Raw genomic sequence first — 21,892 nt, 5'->3', positions numbered from 1 at the left:
CATGAGTTGATTTTAGCAATTACCCTCTAATTGCGATCTCTGCCTTCAATGAATCATTAATTTTTGGTTTGGGCGCTGTGTAAAAGATATTACTTTTTGAACAACTCTCAATCATTTAGGAGGAAAAAATAATGGAAGAAAATATGTTCATTTTACAAAAGGAAGATGGCGGCGAACAACAATGCCGTGTTGTATTCACATTTGATTCAGACGATCATTCATACGTATTATTCTCATTAGTGGGCGATGAAGATGCTGGAATTTCAGCATTGCGCTACGAGCTAGACGAAAATGGAGAAATGGCGGATTTTTCGGACATCGAAACGGATGAAGAGTGGACAATGGTGGAAGAAGTGATGAATACAGTATTAGCTGAATTTGGTACAGACCAAGCCAATTACTTCACAATTACAAATGAAGAAGACGAAGAAATTATGTGCCAAATTTTACACCGCTTCGACAATGCAGGGAAAAGCTATTTATTCTATGCGATTTTAGAAGATGACGAGCCTCAGCTTGAAGAAGTATTCGCTTCAGCTTATATTGCTGGGGAAAACGGTGAAGTAGTGGACTTATTGCCAATCGAAACAGATGAAGAATGGGCAATGGTGGAAGATGTCCTAAATTCATTAGCACAAAACTAATTCAAAAGTGATATGGATAAGAGATATGTTGAAAGTTGAAAAACTTTTAGCATATCTTTTTTTCTGTTTGAACCTCAAAGTATATTTATTCGTCTTCATTTACGAGAATAAATTCATCAATTTAACGCCAATTATTGTATGAAAGCTTAAATTTATGTATCATAATGAAAGAGAAAAAGGGGGGACTCCCGTGCTAGATGAAAATTCAAAGCAAGAAATGTTCAAGAAAATGAAGGAACGTAAAGGAGAGGTGAAAACCGTGCGGAAAATTGTTGGGATCATCGCGCTTGTCGTTCTTATTGTTATCGCAATTGCGGGTTATTCAAGCTATAATTATGTCACTTCGGCACTAGAGCCAGTGGACCCAGAATCAAATAAAAAAATTGAAGTGGAAATTCCGATGGGTTCAGGGATTACATCAATTTCGAGTATTTTAGAGCAAAAAGGTATTATTAAAGATGCGAGCATTTTTAAATATTATACGAAATTTAAAAACGAATCTGATTTCCAAGCTGGTAATTATTCATTAACACAATCAATGACGCTTGATGAAATTATCGAAAGTTTAAAAACAGGCCGTGTCTATCGTGAGCCAGTGTTTACGATGACAGTACCTGAAGGGTTAACATTAGAACAAATTGCTAATGTTGTAGAAAAAAATACATCACATAGCGCTGAGAAATTCATGGAACGCGTAACAAATCAATCATTCATCGAACAAATGATGACAGAGTATCCAGAATTACTTACAGAAGATATTTTAAAAGAGAATGTTCGTTATGCATTAGAAGGCTACTTATATCCAGCGACATATCCATTCTTTGAGAAAGACCCTACGCTTGACGATGTAATTAAAACGATGCTAACGTCGATGAATACAATTGTGTCTGAATACACAACAGTTTTAGCAGAAAAAGAAATGTCGGTTCATGAGTTTTTAACATTTGCTTCTCTACTTGAAGAGGAAGCAACTGCTCAAACAGATCGTGAAACGATAGCGAGTGTATTCTACAATCGAATGAAAATTGATATGCCACTTCAAACCGACCCAACTGTGCTTTATGCGTTAGGTTCGCATAAAGACCGAGTGCTGTATGAAGATTTAGAAGTGAAAAATCCATATAATACGTATGTAAATGTTGGTCTACCACCAGGCCCAATTGCTGGTGCTGGGAAAACATCAATTGAAGCGACATTAAATCCAACTGAAACGGATTATCTTTATTTCTTAGCAGATAAAGAAGGAACAAATCACTTTGCTAAATCGTATGATGAGCATTTAGCGAATATTGAAAAATATTTACGTTAAGTTAGAAAAATTTTAAAAGAATATAAATTTAATTCGCGATTATCTCTCACTTTTTATGAAAGTAGAGATAATCGCTATTTTTTTTAGTGCAATTTCGTAGTTAAATGAAGATAAATCCCTCAGTTAATAGCACACATATATAAGGTAATTATCGAATTAACTCGAAAAATCTAGTCGTAACTTCGTCAAAATGTGATAGATATTTTCGTCTAAAGGCGGATTTTAGTAAAGATTATTCGCATTCCTATTCTTTTCGTGCTATCATAAATTGTGATTTTTTGTCCTTATATAAATAAGCTTGTAGGCGCAAACATCTTTCGTTTCGTCTTTTTTTAGTGGATTGGGAAGTATACCTTTTCAAGGAAATCCACAAAGATGCGACATCATTTCACGCTAACTGGCACGGAATGTGTTTTTCTAATGAAAAGATGCGAGGCAAAACTACACGTAAAGGGAGATAGACGAATGGAATTATCAGATGCTTATATTGCTTCCTTCATTCCTGAACGTGATGAATTATTATTAGAAATGGAACGCTTTGCAGAGGAGAATCATGTACCAATTATGCAGCTTGCTGGTATTGAGTCATTAAATCAGCTACTGCGCATTCAAAATCCGAAATCGATTTTAGAAATTGGGACAGCGATTGGGTATTCAGCAATGCGTATGGCACAAGCTTTACCAACGTGCCAAATTGTCACAATTGAACGTGATGTGTCACGTGTACAATATGCGAAACAATTCATTGCAAGATCACAGGTAAAAGACCGTATACAAGTCATAGAGGGCGATGCGTTAGAAGTAGATGTGGAATCCATTAAACCTACTTTTGATGCTGTTTTTATTGATGCGGCAAAGGGGCAATACATGAAGTTTTTCGAAAAATATGCACCGCTCGTTCCATCGGGTGGCGTTTTATATATCGATAATATGTATATGCACGGGCTTTCAGATTTAGATATTAAAGAAGTACCGAGAAGAAAAAGAACGATGATTCGAAACTTAAAAACATTTTCCGATTGGATTATGGCGCACCCAGATTATACAAGTGCGTTCTTCCCAGTTGGTGATGGTTTGTTAATATGTTTGAAGAGGTGATTAGTGTGAAAAAACCAGAATTATTAGTAACACCACAATCGGTAGAGCATGTTGCAGCATTACTTGATGCAGGTGCAGATGCTTTTGTAATTGGTGAACAGAAATTTGGCTTACGTTTAGCTGGAGAATTTACCGTAGCACAAGTAGAAGAGGCAACGAAGCTTATTCATGCTGCAGGTAAAAAAGTATATGTAGCGGTAAATGTTTTATTCCATAATGATCGTTTAGAAGCGCTAGACGTGTATTTACAAGAAATGAAACGAATTGGTGTTGATGCGCTAATCTTTGGTGATCCAGCGGTAATCGTTGCGGTTCGCGAATTAGGCATCACGATTCCATTACATTGGAACCCAGAAACAACAGCTACAAACTGGTTCCAAGTAAACTATTGGGGTGAGCGAGGCAGTAAACGTGGTGTATTAGCACGTGAGCTTTCTGTTGACGAAGTGTTAGAGATTAAAGAAAATACAAAACATGAAATCGAAGTGCAAGTGCACGGTATGACATGCATGTTCCAATCAAAGCGTTCCCTTTTAGGTAACTATTTCTTATACCGCGATCAAGCGATGGAAATCGAAAATCGTAAAGACAATAAAAACATGTTCATACATGATAAAGAACGTAAAAATAAATACCCAATTTATGAAGACATGAACGGTACGCACATATATTCTCCAAATGATATGTGTATTATCGAAGAAATGAATGAACTATTCGAAGCAGGCATTGATTCATTAAAAATCGATGGCATCTTACAATCATTCGACTATGTGGTCAAAGTGGCGTCACTTTACCGTACAGCAATTGATACCTACTTTGAGCAAGGTGAAGATGCATACGATGAAATCAAATCTGAATTATTCGAGCAAGTAGAGGCAATTCAGCCGGCGTTACGTCCACTGGATACTGGCTTCATCTACAAAGAAACAGTTTACTAGGAAGGAGAACGAAGGCATCATGCTACAGTTAATTCAAAACGAAAAAATCCGTGAAACAATTAACGGAAAAACAGTGATTACGAAAAAACCTGAGCTTTTGGCACCAGCAGGAAGCTTAGAAAAATTAAAAGTTGCCGTACATTACGGCGCAGACGCTGTATTCATCGGTGGTCAAGAATTCGGTCTACGTTCAAACGCAGGAAACTTCACTATTGAAGAGATGAAAGAAGGCGTAGAGTTTGCCAACCGATATGGCGCAGTGATTTACGTTACAACAAACATTTTCGCTCACAATGAAAATATGGACGGTCTTGAAGAATATTTACAAGGAATTGAAGGTGCTGGTGTTAAAGGGATTATTGTAGCCGACCCGTTAATTATCGAAACTTGTAAAAAGGCAGCTCCATCTTTAGAAATCCACCTTTCTACACAGCAATCACTTTCAAACTGGAAAGCGGTTAAGTATTGGAAAGACGAAGGTTTAGAGCGTGTTGTACTGGCACGTGAAGTTGGCGGCGAAGAAATGCTAAAAATGAAAGAGGAAGTAGATATTGAAATCGAGGCATTCGTGCACGGTGCAATGTGTATCGCTTACTCTGGTCGTTGTACATTATCGAATCACATGACAGCACGTGACTCAAACCGTGGCGGCTGCTGCCAATCTTGTCGCTGGGACTATGATCTATACGAAGAAAAAGACGGTGAAGAAGTAGCATTATTTAACGAAGGTGAAGCACCATTTGCGATGAGTCCAAAAGACTTAAAGTTAATCGAATCAATTCCTCACATGATTGAGTTGGGCATTGATTCATTAAAAGTAGAAGGTCGTATGAAATCAATTCACTACGTGGCAACAGTTGTTTCAGTATATCGTAAAGTAATTGACGCATACTGTGCTGACCCAGAAAACTTCTCATTCCAAAAAGAATGGTTAGAAGAATTAGCGCGTTGTGCAAATCGCGCGACAGCTTCTTCATTCTTCGAAGGTGAGCCAAGTTATAAACAGCAAATGTTCGGTTTCCACTCACATAAAATGAAGTGGGATTTCGCAGGCTTTGTAATGGACTATGATGCGGAAACGCAAATGGTGACGATGGAGCAGCGTAACTACTTCAAACCAGGTGATACAATTGAATTCTTCGGACCAAATATTGAAACGTTCAAAATGACAGTTGGCCAACTTTGGGACGAAGATGGCAACGAGTTAGATGTTGCGCGTCACCCATTGCAAATTTTAAAATTCAAAGTCGACCGACCACTTTCGAAGTACGACATGATGCGAAAGGAGAACAACTAAATGACAAATAAGCGCCCTGTTGTTATCGGGATTGCTGGTGGTTCATGCTCAGGTAAAACGAGTGTAACACGTGCCATTTATGATGTTTTCCGTGACCATTCAGTAGTAGTAATCGAACAAGACTTTTACTACAAAGACCAAAGCCATATGACGTTTGATGAGCGTCTTTTGACAAACTATGACCATCCATTAGCATTTGATACAGATTTATTAATTGAGCATGTACACAGCCTAATAGAATATAAAGCGGTAAAAAAGCCGGTGTATGATTATGTACAGCATACGCGTTCTGAAGAAGTTATTGACGTCGAACCGAAAGATGTAATTATCGTTGAAGGTATTTTAGTACTTGAAGATGAGCGTTTACGTGATTTAATGGACATTAAATTATTTGTAGACACAGATTCGGATTTACGCATTATTCGCCGTATTCAACGTGATATTAAAGAGCGCGGTCGCACAGCAGATTCAGTAATTGAGCAATATTTATCGGCAGTAAGACCAATGCATAATATGTTTATCGAACCAACAAAGCGTTATGCGGATGTCATTATCCCAGAAGGTGGCGATAATAACGTTGCAATCGATTTAATGGTAACGAAAATAAAAACAATTCTTGAAACTGGTGCTAACTTGTAATATGATGGTGTAGTATTTACAAATATTGCATTTCAATAATGGTAACAACACATAAATAAGCAATGATGAAATTCGGCTGCTAGTAAACGCTGTGTAAAGATTCTAATTAGACATCTTTACACATACCGTAAACTAGTAGTCGGGTTTTCTGTTATTTATGAACAAAAAATTTGAATTGTAAACTTTGTTCAAATTAAGAATAAAGTAAACAGCATGAAAATGGTATAAGTAAACGTTTTCAAGGTATAACGGAGGAGTGAGAACAAATGTCAAACGAAAAACAATATCCAATGACACTTGAAGGTAAAACAAAATTAGAAAATGAATTAAACGAATTAAAAACGGTAAAACGCCCAGAAGTAGTAGAGCGTATTAAAGTAGCGCGTTCTTTTGGTGACTTATCAAAGAACTCTGAGTACGATTCAGCAAAAGAAGAGCAAGGATTCGTTGAAGGACGTATTTCCTTAATCGAACAAATGTTACGTAATTCATTAATCATCACTGAAGATGGTACTACGAATGCTGTGTCATTAGGTAAAACGATTACTTTCGATGAGCTAATCGGCGGTAAGCGTGCAAACTTTGAAGAATCTTATACAATTGTAGGTTCAGCAGAGGCAGATCCAATCGAAGGTAAAATTTCAAACGACTCGCCAATCGCAAAAGCATTAATGGGCAAACAAGTCGATGATGTTGTAAAATTAACAACACCAGGCGGCGACATGGAAGTTGTTATTTTAGAAATTAAATAATTGTATTTTTTGCAAGCAGCAGTTAGCGTATATTCGCTAACTGCTTTTATTTTTGCTACAATATGTACATGCATAGGGGGTATGGAAATGGAACGTAAAAGACGCTTTCAAACACGACAACAGTATGCGGAAGAAAAAGCAAAGAGCTCAAAATTTGATCGGGTCAATAAAAATTTAAATATTTTAATTGCAATTGTGGCAATAGCGATTGTCGTAACATTAGCGATAATATTATCAAATGATTCAGTACCAAAAGACCAGGCAGAACCGAAAGAAACAAATGAGCAAGCTGTTTCAGAAGAGCAACAATCGAATGAAGATCAAACGAGTGGAGATCAAACGAATGCTGGAACTACCGATGAAAACGATGAAAACGATGAAGATGATGAAAATGTGACGGAAGAAACGACAGATGTAGTTGAAAACACCATACTACCTTCTGCAGATCCAATTGTCGATGAAGTTCAAGTGAATAGTGCGTGGGCAGCATATCCGACTGAGCAAACGGGTAAGCATGTATCGACATTTGTATCGGGTCATATCGATTATGAAGAGAAGCTAAAGGCAGTTTTTAGTGTGCTTGATTTACAACAAGACAATAGTATTGTGTTAAGAGTAAAAAATAATGGTAGTGCAAATACTGCAATTGCGGTTGTCACGTCAATGGATAAATCGGAAATGTATCGTGTTAGTATAGAATGGATTGATGGTGAAGGCTGGAAACCAACGCGCTTAGAAATGTTAAATACAGTTGTTGGTGCCTATTAATTTGCTACATTAAAAGCTCCTAACTAGGGCTGAAAAAGGGAACTCAAGTAAAGAGCGCTACACCGTGTGGCAACGCGTGAGTGATCAACATCATGTTGGTCTAGTGTCCTTGCAGTTGTCACAAATTTTGCTTGACGAAGTGTAGTAGGATTGAGTACTTTAAGAAGAGTGCTTTAACATTGGAGGAATAGATATGAAAATTGCAGTAATTGGTGCAATGGAACAAGAAGTAGAATTATTACGAGCAGCATTGCAAAACCCACAATCTGAAACAATCGCAAACAGCGAATATACAACGGGTACATACGAAGGCAAAGAAGTTGTGCTTTTAAAAAGTGGTATTGGAAAAGTAAACGCAGCTATGTCGACAACAATTTTATTAGAAAAATATCAGCCAGATGTTGTGATTAATACAGGTTCAGCTGGTGGCTTTGATAGCGCATTAAAAGTAGGGGATATTGTCATTTCTGATGAAGTACGTCATCATGATTGTGACGTAACAGTATTTGGCTATGAAATTGGGCAAATGGCGGGCATGCCAGCAGCATATAACTCTGATGAAAAGTTAATGGGAGTGGCACAACAAGCAGTGGCTGAAGTAGGTGAGCACAACGCAGCGGTGGGATTAATTTGTTCAGGCGATGTATTTATGAGCAATCCTGTACGCGTTGAAGCTGTGCGTAAAGACTTCCCAACAATGAAGGCAGTTGAAATGGAAGCAGCTGCCGTAGCGCAAGTTTGCTACCAATTCGGTACACCTTTTGTAGTAATCCGTGCGTTATCTGATATTGCAGGCCAAGAATCGAATCTTAGCTTTGATGAGTTTTTACCAGTAGCAGCGAAGCATTCAACAGAAGTAGTATTAAAAGCGATTACAAAATTATAATTAACGAAGCGTTTTCAATAATTCTTAAACGGGTATAACTTGATTAATACTTCGTTTAAAGGGGGAACGCGATGATTTTTTTACTTTATGGTGCCGTTGCGATTACAACTATTATTGGATTCGTGATGATTTTTGAAACGAATGAAAGCAACACTTAAAGGGGAGGACATTGTGCAAAAAGTAACACTTTTTGCACAATGTCCTCTTCCTGTATTATGGAACTGCTTAGGGTGGTGCTTTTGCAGTAGTCAAGATAAGAAAGATAGAATGCTAAACACGACACTTTCTGTGACAACGCATTCGCGATTAGCATTGTGTGCCCTCCATCCTCGGCACAAGGAAATTTCTAGACAATTCTTTTATTGGTGATTTTCATTGTGTTTAAACTGCTGATACAGTTTGATTAATGCCCGTTTTTCAATTCGGGATACGTAACTGCGCGAAATATTGAGGCGTTTTGCAATTTCTTTTTGAGTGTGGGGGTCATAGTTTTGCAATCCATAGCGGTAGGATATGATTTCAAGTTCACGAGGTTCGAGTGTGTTTAAATAGTGATAAAGCTTCGCGAAATCTTCCTTTTTTTCAATTTCTTCAATGGCGGAAGGTTCATCAAGCTGAAGTAAATCACGAATTTGTAGGGATTGCCCATCCTTATCTATACCAATAGGTTCAAATAATGATACATCCTTTTGGACCTTTTTTTGCGTGCGTAAATACATGAGAATTTCATTTTCTATACAGCGCGCGGCATACGTAGCTAGGCGAGTTTTCTTTTCAGGGGTAAAACTACTGACGGCTTTCATTAAACCGATTGTGCCAATTGAAATATAATCATCGAGCAATTCATGTGGGGGATGAAATTTTTTGACGATGTGCGCTACAAGTCGCATATTGTGCTCGATTAATTCGATACGCGCTTGTTCGTCACCTTCCATAAAGCGGGAAATTACTTGCTGTTCTCGTTCACGACTGAGTGGCTTCGAAAATGTTTGCCCTTTTAAATAGCCGACAAGTGCAGGGAACTCAAGCCAAAGTTGAAGCAGTACTGTCAAAACACCGCTCAAAGAAATCTCCTTTCACGTTTTCGACAGTATATGATGAATTTCGTCAGAGCATGAAAAAAGTGTAGGACTTAAAGTGCCTACACTTTTTTCAATGTAAATGTACTAACCATCAATACAGCAAGTACAGGGAACAAAATCATGTAAAATTGCGTTGATAGAACATCGGTAAAGAAATAAGAAAATGTTAGTAACGTACCAGCTGCTGTAATTGGTAAACCAACAAAATAACCTGTTGAATCCATTACATTAAAGCGTGCTAAACGAATTGCGCCAGCCGCGATAAATAATACGGGCATCATCATTCCCGTAACACCAGCATCGATTAATGCCATTTCATACATTAACAGGGCGGGTGCAACACCGAACGAAATTATATCAGCCATTGAATCGAGTTGTTTCCCTAAATCAGACTCTTGATTAAATTTCCGTGCGACTTTGCCGTCGTAACGGTCTAAAAATGCTGCGATAAAAATTAGTAAAACACTATAGCTATATGAATCATTTAACGTCGCCATAATTGCAGCTCCACCAAATGACATATTGGTAATTGTTATAATATTTGCAGCATTTGCTTTTATCTTTTTCAATGTGGAATCCACCTTTTGAAATAGAAACATCGGAAACACTCCTTTGCTCTTTAGCTATTCTTTATTATACTTGTTAATTGAAAAAAAGGTAGTAGTTTATTCATAATAGGACCTTTATTTGTGTGCATTTCCATTATATAATTTATCTTTATCCCGTATTTATAAGCGGTAAAATTACCGTCCAAAAAACTCGTTTAGTAAATGCATTCATCAATCTACGTGGTAGGTGGAGGTTCACGTTAATAAATTAATTACGAAATCAATTTAATTAGAAAATATGAAAACATAAACATTGGAGGCCAGTGCAAGTGAAAGAAAAATTGTATCAAAATTTAATCGAACTTTCGAATGGGAAATTTTCATCAAAAATGCTTCAAACAGTTGCCCAATCACGAATAAGTAAATCCTTTATTAAAAGCTATAGTAATATATACGGAATTAACCTATCAGAGGTTTCAAAATCACAGCAACAATTTACAAGTTTACATGATTTTTTTGTGCGTGAGTTAAAAGCGGATGTAAGACCTGTAGATAATCGCCCGACGATTTTTACTAGTCCAGTAGATGCGAAAATTGAAGTTTTCGGCAAAATTACGGATGGCATGATGTTTACGGTAAAAAATAAGCCGTATTCATTAGCAGCTTTACTTGGCTCCACTAAACAAGCAAAGCGATACGAAGATGGCACATATATTGTCTTTTATTTAAGCCCAGCAGATTATCACCGTATACATAGCCCGATTAACGGACAGATTACTCGCCAATATGTGCTCGGACAAAAATCATATCCAGTAAATCAAATGGGTCTTGAATATGGAAAGAAACCAATTAGCCATAACTATCGTATGATTAGCGAAATCAAATATGATGACCAACACCAAGCAGCGTTCATTAAAGTAGGTGCAACTTTCGTCAATTCGATTGAATTAACGAATACAACGAGCAATTGGAAGAAAGGTGAAGAGGTTGGCTATTTTACATTTGGTTCAACTGTGGTGATGTTATTTGAACGAGAGGCAGTGACGTTTTGTGAGAACGTAACCCAAGGAGCGAAGATAAAAATGGGAGAAGCCTTTGCTACTATGTTATAATAGAAAAATCAATTTGAGTTAGGGGTAACGAATTTGTATAGTTTTTTATTACCAAATGAATTTGTCACGAGTATTTTCGAAGTAACGCCAGAAAAATTGGCCAACCTAGGCATTAAAGGCATTATTACGGATTTAGATAATACGTTAGTAGAATGGGATCGTGCTGATGCAACGGAAGAACTTGTTGAGTGGTTTGACATGATGCGTGAAGCGGGCATAAAAGTTATTATTGCATCAAACAACAACGAACAACGTGTAAGAACGTTTGCAGAGCCACATGGAATTCCGTTTATTTATCGTGCAAAAAAGCCTTTAGGTAAGGCCTACTATGATGCAATGGTAAAACTGCGCCTAAATCGTAATGAGGTTGCTATGTTAGGCGACCAACTATTAACGGATGTCATGGGGGCAAAACGTCAAAAAATTTATACGTTTTTAGTGCGTCCTGTTGCAGACTCAGACGGGCTTGTAACTAAGTTTAACCGCTTTGTAGAGCGTCGTGTGTACAATGATTTAAAACGAAAAGGGCAATATCCTTGGGAGGACTAATCCAAAGGTGCCATTTATTTTAGGAGGAAATATTTAATGAACGAAATGCCACAATGTATTGGCTGTGGAACAGTGATTCAAACAGAAGATAAGAATGGTTTAGGTTATGCGCCAGCATCTTCATTAGAAAAGGAAACAATTATTTGCCAACGTTGTTTCCGTTTAAAAAATTACAATGAAATTCAACCAGTTAGCTTAACGGATGACGATTTTTTACGTATTTTAAATGGTCTTGGACAACAGCAAGGTCTAATCGTAAAAATTGTAGATATTTTTGACTTTAACGGCAGCTGGTTACCTGGTTTACACCGTTTTGTTGGAAAAAATCCAGTATTATTAGTTGCAAACAAAGCCGATCTTTTACCGAAATCTGTAAAAGAAAAAAAGGTAATCAACTGGTTAAAACGCGAAGCAAAGGCATTAGGTTTAAAGCCGATAGATGTAAAACTTGTTTCTGCACATAAAGGTATGGGCATGCAAGAAGTGGTTGAGGCAATTGAAGAATACCGTAATGGACAAGATGTGTATGTAGTTGGCTGTACAAATGTAGGAAAATCAACGTTCATTAACCGCATTATTAAACAAGCAACTGGTGAAGGGGAAGTAATTACGACATCTCACTTCCCAGGGACAACACTTGATATGATTGGTATTCCGTTAGATGACGGTGCTGCATTATTTGACACACCTGGTATTATCAATCATCACCAAATGGCGCATCATATTGATTCGAGTGAATTAAAATACATTATGCCGAAAAAAGAAATTAAACCAAAAGTGTATCAACAAAATGAGGGACAAACGTTATTTATTGGGGCATTAGCACGCTTTGATTTCATTAAAGGTGAACGTGCTGCATTTACTGTGCATGTAGCAAATGATTTACCAATTCACCGTACAAAGCTAGAACGAGCAGATTTATTGTACGCAGAGCATAAAGGGGAGCTTTTAGCACCACCTACAGCAGCGCATATTGATCAATTACCTGAATTAGTACGTCATGAATTTTCGATTAAAGAAGCGAAAACAGATGTTGTATTCTCAGGTTTAGGCTGGATCACGGTACAACATGCAAATGTTGTCGTTGCAGCGTATGCACCTAAAGGGGTCGAAGTATTCGTTCGCCCGTCACTAATCTAACGACTACCAGCACACCTGCTAGACGGTAATTATGCCAAGGTGAAATGGATTTCAATTTTTGGGAAAGAAGGTCTTGTCGATGAAAAAGTGGTTTGCGGTTATTGGAGACCCGATTGCTCAATCAAAATCTCCTGAAATGCACAATGCGTGGTATGAGCAGGAGAAAGTAGATGCAACATATATCCCAGTACACGTGAAGCCTGAAAATTTACAGCAGGCAGTTGCGTCGTTTAAACTGCTAGGAGCTAGTGGCTGGAACGTTACAATTCCACATAAACAAACGATTATTCCTTTTTTAGATGAATTAGATGAATTAGCAAAAAAAATGGGTGCAGTCAATACAGTCGTACGAACAGCTGAAGGCAAACTAAAAGGCTATAACACAGATGGTCCAGGTTTTGTAAAGTCACTTGAAGCAGCAATCGGTACATCAAAGCGAACGGAGCCTGTATTATTAATCGGTGCGGGTGGTGCAGCGCGTGGTATTGCATTTGCGCTTCAAATGGTAGGTTATAAAAACATAACAATTGCTAATCGTACAGTCGAAAAAGCACAACAAATTGTCGATGAAATGAATGCTGGTGTAGCGATTACCATGCAACAAGCAGAGGGGAATTTAGATGCGTATCGAATCTTTATTCAAACTACTCCTGCAGGTATGTCGACGGGCGACTTTGCATTACCATTTTCGCTTGAAAAGTTTCCAACAGGGGCAATTGCGGCTGATATTGTGTATAATCCATTAATGACGCCCTTTTTGCAAGCGGCTGAGCAAAAAGGTGCAACAATTGTCAACGGCTTAGGCATGTTCGTTCATCAAGGCGCGATTGCTTATGAGCATTGGTTAGGCAATTATCCAAATACAAATGCAATGATTGCTCGTTTAATAGAGCAATTAGGAGGAAAATAGAAATTATGTTAACAGGTAAACAAAAACGTTTTTTACGTGCTGAGGCACATCATTTAGATCCAATTTTCCAAGTGGGGAAGGGTGGCGTAAATGATGCAATGCTTGTACAATTACGCGATGTTTTAGAAGCTCGCGAACTTATTAAAGTACGTATTTTAGATAACTGCGAAGAAGATAAAAATGACGTAGCACAAGAGTTAGCAGAAGGTACACGCGCTGAATTAGTACAATTAATCGGATTAACAGTTGTGTTATATAAAGAATCTCGTAACAATAAAAAAATCGTATTACCAAAAGCACAAGCGAAATAAGGTGAATGATGATGAAGAAGGTTGGTCTTTTTGGTGGTACATTTAATCCGCCACATATTGGTCATTTAATTATGGCTAATGAGGTGTATGCGGCGTTAGGTTTGTCAGAAGTACGCTTTATGCCAAATGCGAAAGCACCGCATAAAGACGTATCGAAATCTGCGACGAATGAACAACGCTTAAAAATGGTTGAGCTCGCGATTGAAGACGTACCTTATTTTAACGTGGAAACTTTTGAACTTGAGCGTGGAGGCGTTTCTTATACGTATGATACGATGAAAGTATTACATGAACGTGAACCCGATGTGGAATTTTATTTTATCATTGGTGGCGACATGATTGATTCGCTTCATACGTGGTACCACATTGATGAGCTTATAAAGCTTGTCAATTTCGTTGGGGTGAAGCGTCCTGGTTCCGAGGCAAAAACTGATTACAATGTACGAATGGTGGAGGCACCGGAGATTAATCTTTCTTCAACATTTATTCGCAATCGATTACAACAGCAAGGCTCACTGCAATATTTATTACCAGAAGCAGTGGAATGTTATATTCGAAAGGAAGGTCTATATGGAGCGACAAGCGATGTTAGCAGCAATTAAAGGTCGTATGCCAGAAAAACGTTATATTCATACTATTGGAGTAATGGAAACGGCAATTCATTTGGCAAAACGATATGGTCAAGATGAAAAAAAGGCTGAAATTGCAGCGATTTTTCATGATATCGCCAAGTATGCTGATGTAGAGTGGATGCGAAAAATTGTTTACGAACAAAATTTAGATCCGCGATTACTACAATGGGATAGCGAAATTCTACATGGACCTGTTGGCGCTTGGATTGTTCAAAACGAACTTCATATCGAAGATAAAGACATTTTGAATGCCATCCGTTTCCATACAACTGGCCGAGAGAATATGACTACATTTGAAAAAATTATTTTTGTAGCAGATATGATTGAACCAAATCGAAAGTTCCCCGGGGTAGATGAGCTACGTGCATTTGCAGAGGTGGATTTGAATGATGCATTTCGAGCATGTGTACTGCATTCGCTCATGCATTTAGTAAGTTCACAAATAGCCATTTATCCAGTTTCAATTGAGTGTTACAACAGTTTAATGAGAGAGGAATAAACATACATGAACGAAACATTATTAAGTATTGCTTATAAAGCAATTGACGACAAACGAGGCGAGGATATTGTTGCATTAAATATGCAAGGTATTTCCCTATTAGCAGATTATTTTATCATCGCAGAAGGTAGCTCAGAACGCCAAGTACAAGCGATTGCACGTGAAATTAAAGAAAAAGCAGAAGAAGCAGGCTTTACTGTACGTAAATTAGAAGGCTTTGATACAGCTCGTTGGATTTTAGTGGACATGGGTGATGTTGTTGCGCATATTTTCCATAAAGATGAGCGTGCATACTACAATTTAGAGCGTTTATGGGGAGATGCACCACATTTAGATACGCCACAATCTAACAATGAATAGTTATGAGCGTTTTGCTGAGGTTTATGACGAACTAATGGTCGACATTCCGTATGATCAGTACGTACAGTGGATTACTCGTTATGCACCAGCAACACAATTCAAACAATTATTAGATATTGGCTGTGGTACCGGGACGCTAACAAGTATGCTACATGTTGCGGGCTATCAAGTTTCGGGTATTGATTTATCTGAGGACATGCTTGCTGTGGCAAGTGCGCGAATGGCAGCAAACGGTATATCAATGCCGTTATATGCGATGAGTATGGATGAGTTAGATGGCTTTGACAACTTAGATGTTGCAATTATACCAATTGATTCGATTAACTATGTAAAAGACGAGGCAAATGTTGTTGAAACGTTGAAGCGGATTTATGCTAGTTTACGTGTTGGTGGGCAATTGTTTTTTGATGTGCATTCACTATTTAAAATGGACGACATCTTTTTGGATGGTCCATTTACGTATGACGACGGTAAAATAACGTATGTTTGGCATACAGAACCAGGTGAATTTGAGCATTCCGTCTATCATCAAATGACGTTTTTTATACAAACAGAGAGCGATTTATTTGAACGTTTTGACGAAGAGCATTTCCAGAGGACATTTGCTTATCAGCAATACGAAATGTGGTTAACAGAAATCGGCTTTACATCTATTGAAATTTCAGCCGATTGGTCCGATGAAGCACCACAAGATGAAAGTGAACGAATTTTTATTCGTGCGGTAAAATAGCCGAAATAGACAGTTTCAGTGATTTACTTGAAATACCTTTTCTTGATGAATGAAACTTTGTATAGTGGAGGTAGCTCCATATATAAAGCCTTCTTTAAGAAAGGGTGTTTTTTGATGTGCAGCCATTTTTAGAGAAGTATAAAAAGATGCTTGTGATTACAGGGAGTGTTCTCGCAGCTCTATTATTTTATTTTTTCACCATTCACGATACTTCAAAACAATCCCCAATACAAACGATTGAACCAATCGCTCCACTAGCAGCAATTGAACCTACCGAACCCGAAATTATTGAAAATAATACACCCGAAGCTTATATGGTAGATGTGAAAGGGGCTGTTCGTTATCCAGGTGTTTATACCCTTGAAGAAGGCATGCGTATTGTTGATGCTATTGAAGCTGCAGGTGGCTATACGGAACAGGCAAATCCAACACTTATTAACCATGCTCAAAAGCTTCAAGATGAATTGGTACTTTATATTCCAAAAGTCGGCGAGCAGCTAACAGAGGAGCTAGAAATGCTTATTGTAGGTGCCACAAGCAATTCCTCATCAAGTGGAAGCAGTGGAGTTAATAAATCAGGCAAAGTTAATTTAAACAAGGCAAATGACAGTGAACTGACTCAATTACCAGGTATCGGTCCATCAAAGGCAAACGCCATTATTGGCCACCGTACAGAGCAGGGCAATTTTCAGACGATTGAGGATTTAAAAAAGGTAACTGGAATCGGTGAAAAGACGTTTGAGCAATTAAAAGAGTTAATTGATGTAAAGTAATGTAAAATCTCGAAATAAACGTGCATTGCGATTCACAAAACTTACGTATAAACTGAGAAGTAACATAATTATTGGAGGTTATCATATGGAGCGTATTACTTGGGATCAATTTTTTATGGCACAAAGTCATTTACTAGCATTGCGTAGTACTTGTACACGCCTAGCTGTTGGCGCAACAATTGTTCGCGAAAAACGCATTATTGCAGGTGGCTATAACGGCTCGATTTCGGGCGATGAGCATTGTATTGAACAAGGATGTTACGTGGTGGATAATCACTGTGTACGTACGGTTCATGCCGAAACTAACGCATTACTACAATGTGCAAAATACGGTACACCGGCAAATGGTGCCGACCTTTATGTAACACATTTCCCGTGCTTACCATGTACGAAAACAATTATCCAAGCCGGTATTAAAAACGTCTACTATGCAAAAGATTATAAAAATAGTATGTATGCGTTAGAATTATTTGCAAAAGCAAATGTAAATGTTGTACATATTCCATTTGATGAAGCAAAAATTGATTTTTTACAGGATGAAAAATACGCGTTAACATTTGACATGCTTGAAAAATTGCGTGCTTTAGGCGCTAGCCATGAAGAATTGCTCCCGTTTGAGGAGAAGATGCATGCTTTATTTGGTCAACTTATACAAGCATAATTGGATTTACTATGCCTTATCGGTTTGTATTAGTGCTGTCGCTAGTTTTCAATCGGTAAGGCTATTATGGTTACTCGGGTTATTAGTTGGATTTTGTTTCTATAAAAAGCTTTGGAAATGGCATTTAGTAGGGATTGTGACTATTAATTTATTGACATACTGTTATTTTAGCTATGAAGTAGATAAGTTACAGGAACCTGTGACGTTGCCTGCAGAACTTACTTGGACAGATCAATACAAAATAAATGGTGTCATGTTGCGTGGCATTATGAAGGATGCGCAAGGTAATAAAGTCTATGTTACATACGAAATCAAGAGTGAACAGCAAAAGCATGAATTACAGTCCATGCAATTAGCTGGGCAAATTTATTTTGTAACAGGACAGCAAGTAGAGCCGTCAATTCCAGCGCATCGCTACGGGTTTTTAATGGGGCGGTATTTGGAAAGTAAAAGTGCGCGCGGCATTGTGGAGATTGGAAGCATGACGCTTGTCAGTACGGAAAAAACGTTCCTACAACCGATTTATGATCAGCGCTTTTGGTTAAAAGAGCATATTGAACAAACCTTTCCAAACTCGCTCGTTGCAGAAGCTCAGGCGCTATTAATCGGTCTACAAGAAAATGTGGATGAAGAATTAAACCGCGCGTATCAAAAACTAGGCATTACACATTTGTTTGCAATTTCAGGTCTACATGTGGCACTTGTCTCACTACTGTTTTTTCAACTATTACTGCGTTTAGGTGTACGACGCGAGTTAGCGAATATATTGTTGCTTATTTTATTACCTATATATGCTGTTTTAGCGGGTGGCGCACCGTCAATTTGGCGTGCTGTTAGTGTTGTAGAATTCATTATGTTAGCACAATATTTTCGTTGGAAAATTCCGATGGACGATGCCTTATCACTTAGTTTGCTTGGTTTTTTACTCATTGAGCCTGGTGCGATATATCAGGTAGGCTTTCAATTATCTTATTTGGCTACGTATAGTCTTGTATACTCAAGCCGTATATTAGCGCGCTACGAAAATTTTTGGGTGCAGTCATTTTTTATTACGTTCGTTTGTCAAATCCTCGTTTACCCACTGTTGTTACATCACTTTTTTGAAATCAGCTTATCTTCTTTTATTGCGAATATCTTTTTTGTACCACTGTTTTCCTTCATTATTTTACCGGTTAATCTCGCTCTCCTTACTTGTTCATTTATTCCACTACCAATTAATCATCTAATTTTTACGATTTATAAGCCACTTCGTTTGTGGTTAACAGACCTCATTCTCGCTATTCAACAGCCAATTATTCAAATGTGGAATCCTGGAAAACCGTCAATGTTTTGGCTCGTCGTCCTATATGGTTCGGTGTTATTGGCATTTTATTTCCTTGATAAAGGTTCCAGTCTTAAAAAGATGGCTGCTACATTACTTATCCCAGCGGTTATTTTCCACTTCCAAACGTATTTGCATGGAGATTTAAAAATCGCCTTTGTAAATGTTGGACAAGGGGATTGTATTGTTATTGAATTGCCGCACCGAAATTCAGTTGTCGTCATTGATGCTGGTGGTTTACTGCACTTTGAGCAAGAGGCTTGGAAGGAACGGGATAAACCTTTTGAGGTAGGGAGGCAAGTTGTTGTCCCTTATTTAAAGGGGCGTGGTATTCAAAAAATCAATACGTTTATACTGACTCATGCTGATGCAGATCATGTAGAGGGAGCAGAAGAAGTGCTCCGGGAAATTCTCGTTTCAGAAGTACATGTAACACCGAATTCGCTTGATAAAGCAGTAATGAATGATTTATTAGAAGAGCTTGCAAAAACGAAGACGACATTGATAGAAAAAATGGCGGGTGATGGCTGGCAAATTGGCGATGTACGTTTTGATTATATTTGGCCACATGATATGGTATATGAGGGAAATAATGATTCGCTTGTGCTACTTGTACGTCAGGGAGCGTTTAAGATGTTATTTACAGGTGATTTAGAAAAAGAAGGCGAAGAAGAAATTGTACGGCTATATAGTGCGGCAATTGAACAGCTAGATGTATTAAAAACTGGGCATCATGGCAGTAAAACATCGAGTATTGAAGCGTTTGTAGAGCAGACATCTCCCAAACTTGCAATTTTTACAGCAGGAGAAAATAATCGCTATAAGCATCCAAATATTGATGTCATCACCCGTTTTGAACAACGACAAATTCCGTATTTAATAACAGGTTATGATGGAACGATAGAACTTCGTGTAAAAGATGGTGTGATGCAATTGGAAACATCGAATGATTTGTTAAAGAAATAAATTAGAAAAACTTATTCTTATATACTCAAAAAAAGAGCAACTGAATATAGTCAGTCGCTCTCTTTTTAATGCATTATAAACGAACAGCTGCTTCTACAATAACCGCAATGATGAACATTGTGATGAAGAAACCGCCGCCAACGACGAAACCGTAACCTGTATCTGGGAAGTCGTTACCTTTCATTGCGCGGCCACGACCCTCAAATGGATTTTCAGTTACGTAGTTTGGATCTTGATGTCCTGCCATAAGTATCCCTCCTAATCTGCCATTATTATAAAATAATCCCATCTAAAATGCTATATAGAATACTAATTATTCCCTTTATTAGGTGGTTTATCGACACATAATTTCAAGAAAAATCCACAAATTAGCTATGGTATTTCAAAAATCATTAAAACAAGTTTTGACACATGATGCCATGTACAAACTCTACATTCTCAATTTGCAAAAAAATGTGTATACTAAAGGGTACGACAACTTAGGGAGGTTCCCAATATGATAACAAAAATATGGCAAGATATTAAAAAAGGGAATTTCGCCCCAGTATATTTGATAGTAGGTGAAGAATCCTACTTTGTTGATGAAACGATCAATCGATTAAAGGTTGCTCTAAGTGCACAAGAAGAAGCAGAAGTGATGACCTTTGATTTAAATGAACAGCCAATCGATTATGTAATCGATGAAGCTGATACGATTCCATTCTTTACTGAACGTAAATTAATTATAGCTAAGACTGCTTCATTTTTAAAAGCGACAGAAAAAGGGAAAGAAAAAATAGAGCATGATGTGAAACGACTCGAAAATTGGCTCTACAATCCGACAGATACGGCAGTCACTGTATTTATAGCCCCATACGAAAAGCTAGATGAGCGTAAAAAAGTTACAAAGCTTATGAAAGAAAAATGTGTTGTATTACTGGCAGAAACACCACAAAATAACGATTTGAATGTTTGGATACAAAATGAGGCGCAAATACATGGCAAAGCAATTACAGAGGATGCAATCGGTAAGCTTCTTGAAATGGTTGGGCCTAGCATGCTACAGCTTCAAATGGAAATCGAAAAAATGGCGCTTTATTTAGGGGAAGAACTAGAAATTACGATTGGTTTAGTCGAGGATTTGGTAGCAAAAACATTAGAGCACGACGCATTTAAAATGTTAAATGCCTATTTAAACCATGATCAAGAGGAAGCATTGAAAATTTATCATGATTTACTCCGTCAAAAAGAAGAGCCTATTAAATTGGTCGGATTACTTGCGAGCAATATTCGAACGATGAATCATATTTTTTATTTACAAAAAAAGGGCTATCACCAACAACAAATTGCTAAACAGCTCAAAATTCATCCGTATCGCGTTCAAATTATTTCGGGACAAAGGAATCGACCGAGTGATTATCGGTTGTTACAGGCGCTCTACAGCCTCGCAGACGTGGATTTGCAGCTGAAAACGACAGGTGGTAATCGTGAACGTCATTTAGAATTGTTTTTAATGAAAAAATTATAGCAAAGTAGGTGTTTAAGAATGTTTTTTTCTAAGCACCTACTTTTTTGTGATTACAGACAACGAAAAAAGCCAACCGTCCAATGACAGTTGACTTTATAAGTTACAAAATTAAGCTTTTTTCGCTAAACGAGACTTTGTACGAGAAGCCACGTTTTTGTGGATAAGACCTTTAGAAGCAGCTTTATCTAATGCTTTAGAAGCAGCAACTACTAATTCTTGTGTGTTATCAGCACCTGCAGCGATCGCTTGCTCAGCTTTTTTAACTTGAGTACGCATAGCTGATTTAGCTTGTGCGTTAGCAGCGTTTGCTTTTTCGTTAACTTTTACACGTTTAATAGCAGATTTAATGTTTGGCATTTCTTTCACCTCCTAGTATTTAGGTACGAGATGAGTATTTTCTCACTTAATTCATGTGTCAATACAACAAAAATCATTCTACCAAAGGATTGAAGTAATTGCA

At 37.7% G+C, this 21,892-nt stretch carries 26 protein-coding genes; 22 read left to right on the top strand and 4 right to left on the bottom strand.

The window, feature by feature from the left end; all coding sequences use genetic code 11:
• Positions 1-131: 131 nt before the first annotated feature.
• The 9 genes from O7776_RS13455 (at position 132) to mtnN (ending at position 8,331) form a co-directional block, all read left to right on the top strand.
• Positions 132-644, top strand: a complete 513-nt coding sequence (locus O7776_RS13455) for a DUF1292 domain-containing protein (RefSeq protein WP_274307547.1) — start codon at positions 132-134, stop codon at positions 642-644.
• A 190-nt stretch (positions 645-834) separates the two neighbouring features.
• A complete protein-coding gene (mltG, locus tag O7776_RS13450; protein WP_476661787.1) occupies positions 835-1,953 on the top strand; it encodes an endolytic transglycosylase MltG in 1,119 nt (372 codons plus the stop codon).
• Between the two features lie 465 nt (positions 1,954-2,418).
• Entirely contained in the window at positions 2,419-3,051 is a 633-nt protein-coding gene (locus O7776_RS13445; RefSeq protein ID WP_274307546.1) for an O-methyltransferase, read from the top strand.
• A gap of 5 nt (positions 3,052-3,056) precedes the next feature.
• On the top strand, positions 3,057-3,989 hold the full coding sequence (locus O7776_RS13440; protein ID WP_274307545.1) for a peptidase U32 family protein: 933 nt from the start codon (positions 3,057-3,059) through the stop codon (positions 3,987-3,989).
• 19 nt (positions 3,990-4,008) lie between these two features.
• Positions 4,009-5,286: a peptidase U32 family protein gene (locus O7776_RS13435; RefSeq protein ID WP_274307544.1), complete on the top strand. Its 1,278-nt coding sequence runs from the start codon at positions 4,009-4,011 to the stop codon at positions 5,284-5,286.
• Positions 5,287-5,925, top strand: a complete 639-nt coding sequence (gene udk, locus O7776_RS13430) for a uridine kinase (protein WP_274307543.1) — start codon at positions 5,287-5,289, stop codon at positions 5,923-5,925. It abuts the gene before it with no gap.
• A 266-nt stretch (positions 5,926-6,191) separates the two neighbouring features.
• Positions 6,192-6,677 (top strand): transcription elongation factor GreA, encoded by a 486-nt coding sequence (greA, locus tag O7776_RS13425; protein WP_274307542.1) that lies wholly within the window; start codon positions 6,192-6,194, stop codon positions 6,675-6,677.
• Positions 6,678-6,764: 87 nt separating this feature from the next.
• Positions 6,765-7,445: a YrrS family protein gene (locus tag O7776_RS13420; RefSeq protein ID WP_274307541.1), complete on the top strand. Its 681-nt coding sequence runs from the start codon at positions 6,765-6,767 to the stop codon at positions 7,443-7,445.
• 193 nt (positions 7,446-7,638) lie between these two features.
• Entirely contained in the window at positions 7,639-8,331 is a 693-nt protein-coding gene (mtnN, locus tag O7776_RS13415) for a 5'-methylthioadenosine/S-adenosylhomocysteine nucleosidase (protein ID WP_274307540.1), read from the top strand.
• Positions 8,332-8,690: 359 nt separating this feature from the next.
• Here mtnN and sigK read toward each other — a convergent pair whose 3' ends face one another.
• Both sigK and pssA read right to left on the bottom strand, forming a co-directional pair.
• Positions 8,691-9,395 carry an RNA polymerase sporulation sigma factor SigK gene (gene sigK, locus O7776_RS13410; protein WP_274307539.1) on the bottom strand — a complete coding sequence of 235 codons (705 nt, stop codon included), beginning with the start codon at positions 9,393-9,395 and terminating at the stop codon, positions 8,691-8,693.
• A 77-nt stretch (positions 9,396-9,472) separates the two neighbouring features.
• Positions 9,473-10,012, bottom strand: coding sequence for a CDP-diacylglycerol--serine O-phosphatidyltransferase (gene pssA, locus O7776_RS13405; RefSeq protein ID WP_274307538.1), 540 nt, complete (start codon positions 10,010-10,012; stop codon positions 9,473-9,475).
• Positions 10,013-10,290: 278 nt separating this feature from the next.
• On the opposite strand from pssA, the gene O7776_RS13400 reads away from it, so the two are divergent.
• From O7776_RS13400 to O7776_RS13345, 12 genes are all read left to right on the top strand, one after another.
• On the top strand, positions 10,291-11,073 hold the full coding sequence (locus O7776_RS13400) for a phosphatidylserine decarboxylase (protein WP_274307537.1): 783 nt from the start codon (positions 10,291-10,293) through the stop codon (positions 11,071-11,073).
• A 33-nt stretch (positions 11,074-11,106) separates the two neighbouring features.
• A complete protein-coding gene (locus tag O7776_RS13395) occupies positions 11,107-11,622 on the top strand; it encodes a YqeG family HAD IIIA-type phosphatase (RefSeq protein WP_274307536.1) in 516 nt (171 codons plus the stop codon).
• Between the two features lie 36 nt (positions 11,623-11,658).
• Complete coding sequence (gene yqeH / locus O7776_RS13390; RefSeq protein ID WP_274307535.1) at positions 11,659-12,762, top strand: ribosome biogenesis GTPase YqeH; 1,104 nt, start codon at positions 11,659-11,661, stop codon at positions 12,760-12,762.
• Between the two features lie 79 nt (positions 12,763-12,841).
• On the top strand, positions 12,842-13,672 hold the full coding sequence (gene aroE / locus O7776_RS13385; protein WP_274307534.1) for a shikimate dehydrogenase: 831 nt from the start codon (positions 12,842-12,844) through the stop codon (positions 13,670-13,672).
• A 5-nt stretch (positions 13,673-13,677) separates the two neighbouring features.
• A complete protein-coding gene (gene yhbY, locus O7776_RS13380; RefSeq protein WP_274307533.1) occupies positions 13,678-13,983 on the top strand; it encodes a ribosome assembly RNA-binding protein YhbY in 306 nt (101 codons plus the stop codon).
• Positions 13,984-13,994: 11 nt separating this feature from the next.
• Positions 13,995-14,585, top strand: a complete 591-nt coding sequence (locus O7776_RS13375; protein ID WP_274307532.1) for a nicotinate-nucleotide adenylyltransferase — start codon at positions 13,995-13,997, stop codon at positions 14,583-14,585.
• The gene (yqeK, locus tag O7776_RS13370) at positions 14,554-15,114 is read left to right on the top strand and encodes a bis(5'-nucleosyl)-tetraphosphatase (symmetrical) YqeK (protein WP_274307531.1); all 561 of its coding nucleotides are present in this window, start codon (positions 14,554-14,556) and stop codon (positions 15,112-15,114) included. The genes O7776_RS13375 and yqeK overlap by 32 nt, the downstream gene beginning before the upstream one ends.
• A gap of 6 nt (positions 15,115-15,120) precedes the next feature.
• On the top strand, positions 15,121-15,474 hold the full coding sequence (gene rsfS / locus O7776_RS13365) for a ribosome silencing factor (RefSeq protein WP_274307530.1): 354 nt from the start codon (positions 15,121-15,123) through the stop codon (positions 15,472-15,474).
• Positions 15,467-16,204 (top strand): class I SAM-dependent DNA methyltransferase, encoded by a 738-nt coding sequence (locus tag O7776_RS13360; protein ID WP_274307529.1) that lies wholly within the window; start codon positions 15,467-15,469, stop codon positions 16,202-16,204. Before rsfS ends, O7776_RS13360 begins: the two co-directional genes overlap by 8 nt.
• A gap of 116 nt (positions 16,205-16,320) precedes the next feature.
• Positions 16,321-16,977 (top strand): helix-hairpin-helix domain-containing protein, encoded by a 657-nt coding sequence (locus O7776_RS13355; RefSeq protein WP_274307528.1) that lies wholly within the window; start codon positions 16,321-16,323, stop codon positions 16,975-16,977.
• Positions 16,978-17,062: 85 nt separating this feature from the next.
• Positions 17,063-17,638 carry a ComE operon protein 2 gene (locus O7776_RS13350; protein ID WP_274307527.1) on the top strand — a complete coding sequence of 192 codons (576 nt, stop codon included), beginning with the start codon at positions 17,063-17,065 and terminating at the stop codon, positions 17,636-17,638.
• A complete protein-coding gene (locus O7776_RS13345; protein ID WP_274307526.1) occupies positions 17,607-19,925 on the top strand; it encodes a DNA internalization-related competence protein ComEC/Rec2 in 2,319 nt (772 codons plus the stop codon). Before O7776_RS13350 ends, O7776_RS13345 begins: the two co-directional genes overlap by 32 nt.
• A 73-nt stretch (positions 19,926-19,998) precedes the next feature.
• On the opposite strand, the gene O7776_RS13340 is transcribed toward O7776_RS13345, so the two are convergent.
• Positions 19,999-20,172 carry a YqzM family protein gene (locus tag O7776_RS13340; RefSeq protein WP_274307525.1) on the bottom strand — a complete coding sequence of 58 codons (174 nt, stop codon included), beginning with the start codon at positions 20,170-20,172 and terminating at the stop codon, positions 19,999-20,001.
• A gap of 249 nt (positions 20,173-20,421) precedes the next feature.
• Here O7776_RS13340 and holA point away from each other — a divergent pair, with 249 nt between their 5' ends.
• On the top strand, positions 20,422-21,432 hold the full coding sequence (holA, locus tag O7776_RS13335) for a DNA polymerase III subunit delta (protein WP_274307524.1): 1,011 nt from the start codon (positions 20,422-20,424) through the stop codon (positions 21,430-21,432).
• Between the two features lie 108 nt (positions 21,433-21,540).
• Here the strand turns inward: holA and rpsT are convergent, their stop codons facing one another.
• Positions 21,541-21,789 (bottom strand): 30S ribosomal protein S20, encoded by a 249-nt coding sequence (gene rpsT / locus O7776_RS13330; RefSeq protein WP_241369238.1) that lies wholly within the window; start codon positions 21,787-21,789, stop codon positions 21,541-21,543.
• Positions 21,790-21,892 lie beyond the last annotated feature (103 nt).

It is taken from the genome of Solibacillus daqui (genome assembly GCF_028747805.1).
Taxonomy (GTDB): domain Bacteria; phylum Bacillota; class Bacilli; order Bacillales_A; family Planococcaceae; genus Solibacillus; species Solibacillus daqui.
This window is presented reverse-complemented; position numbering and strand designations above follow the sequence as displayed.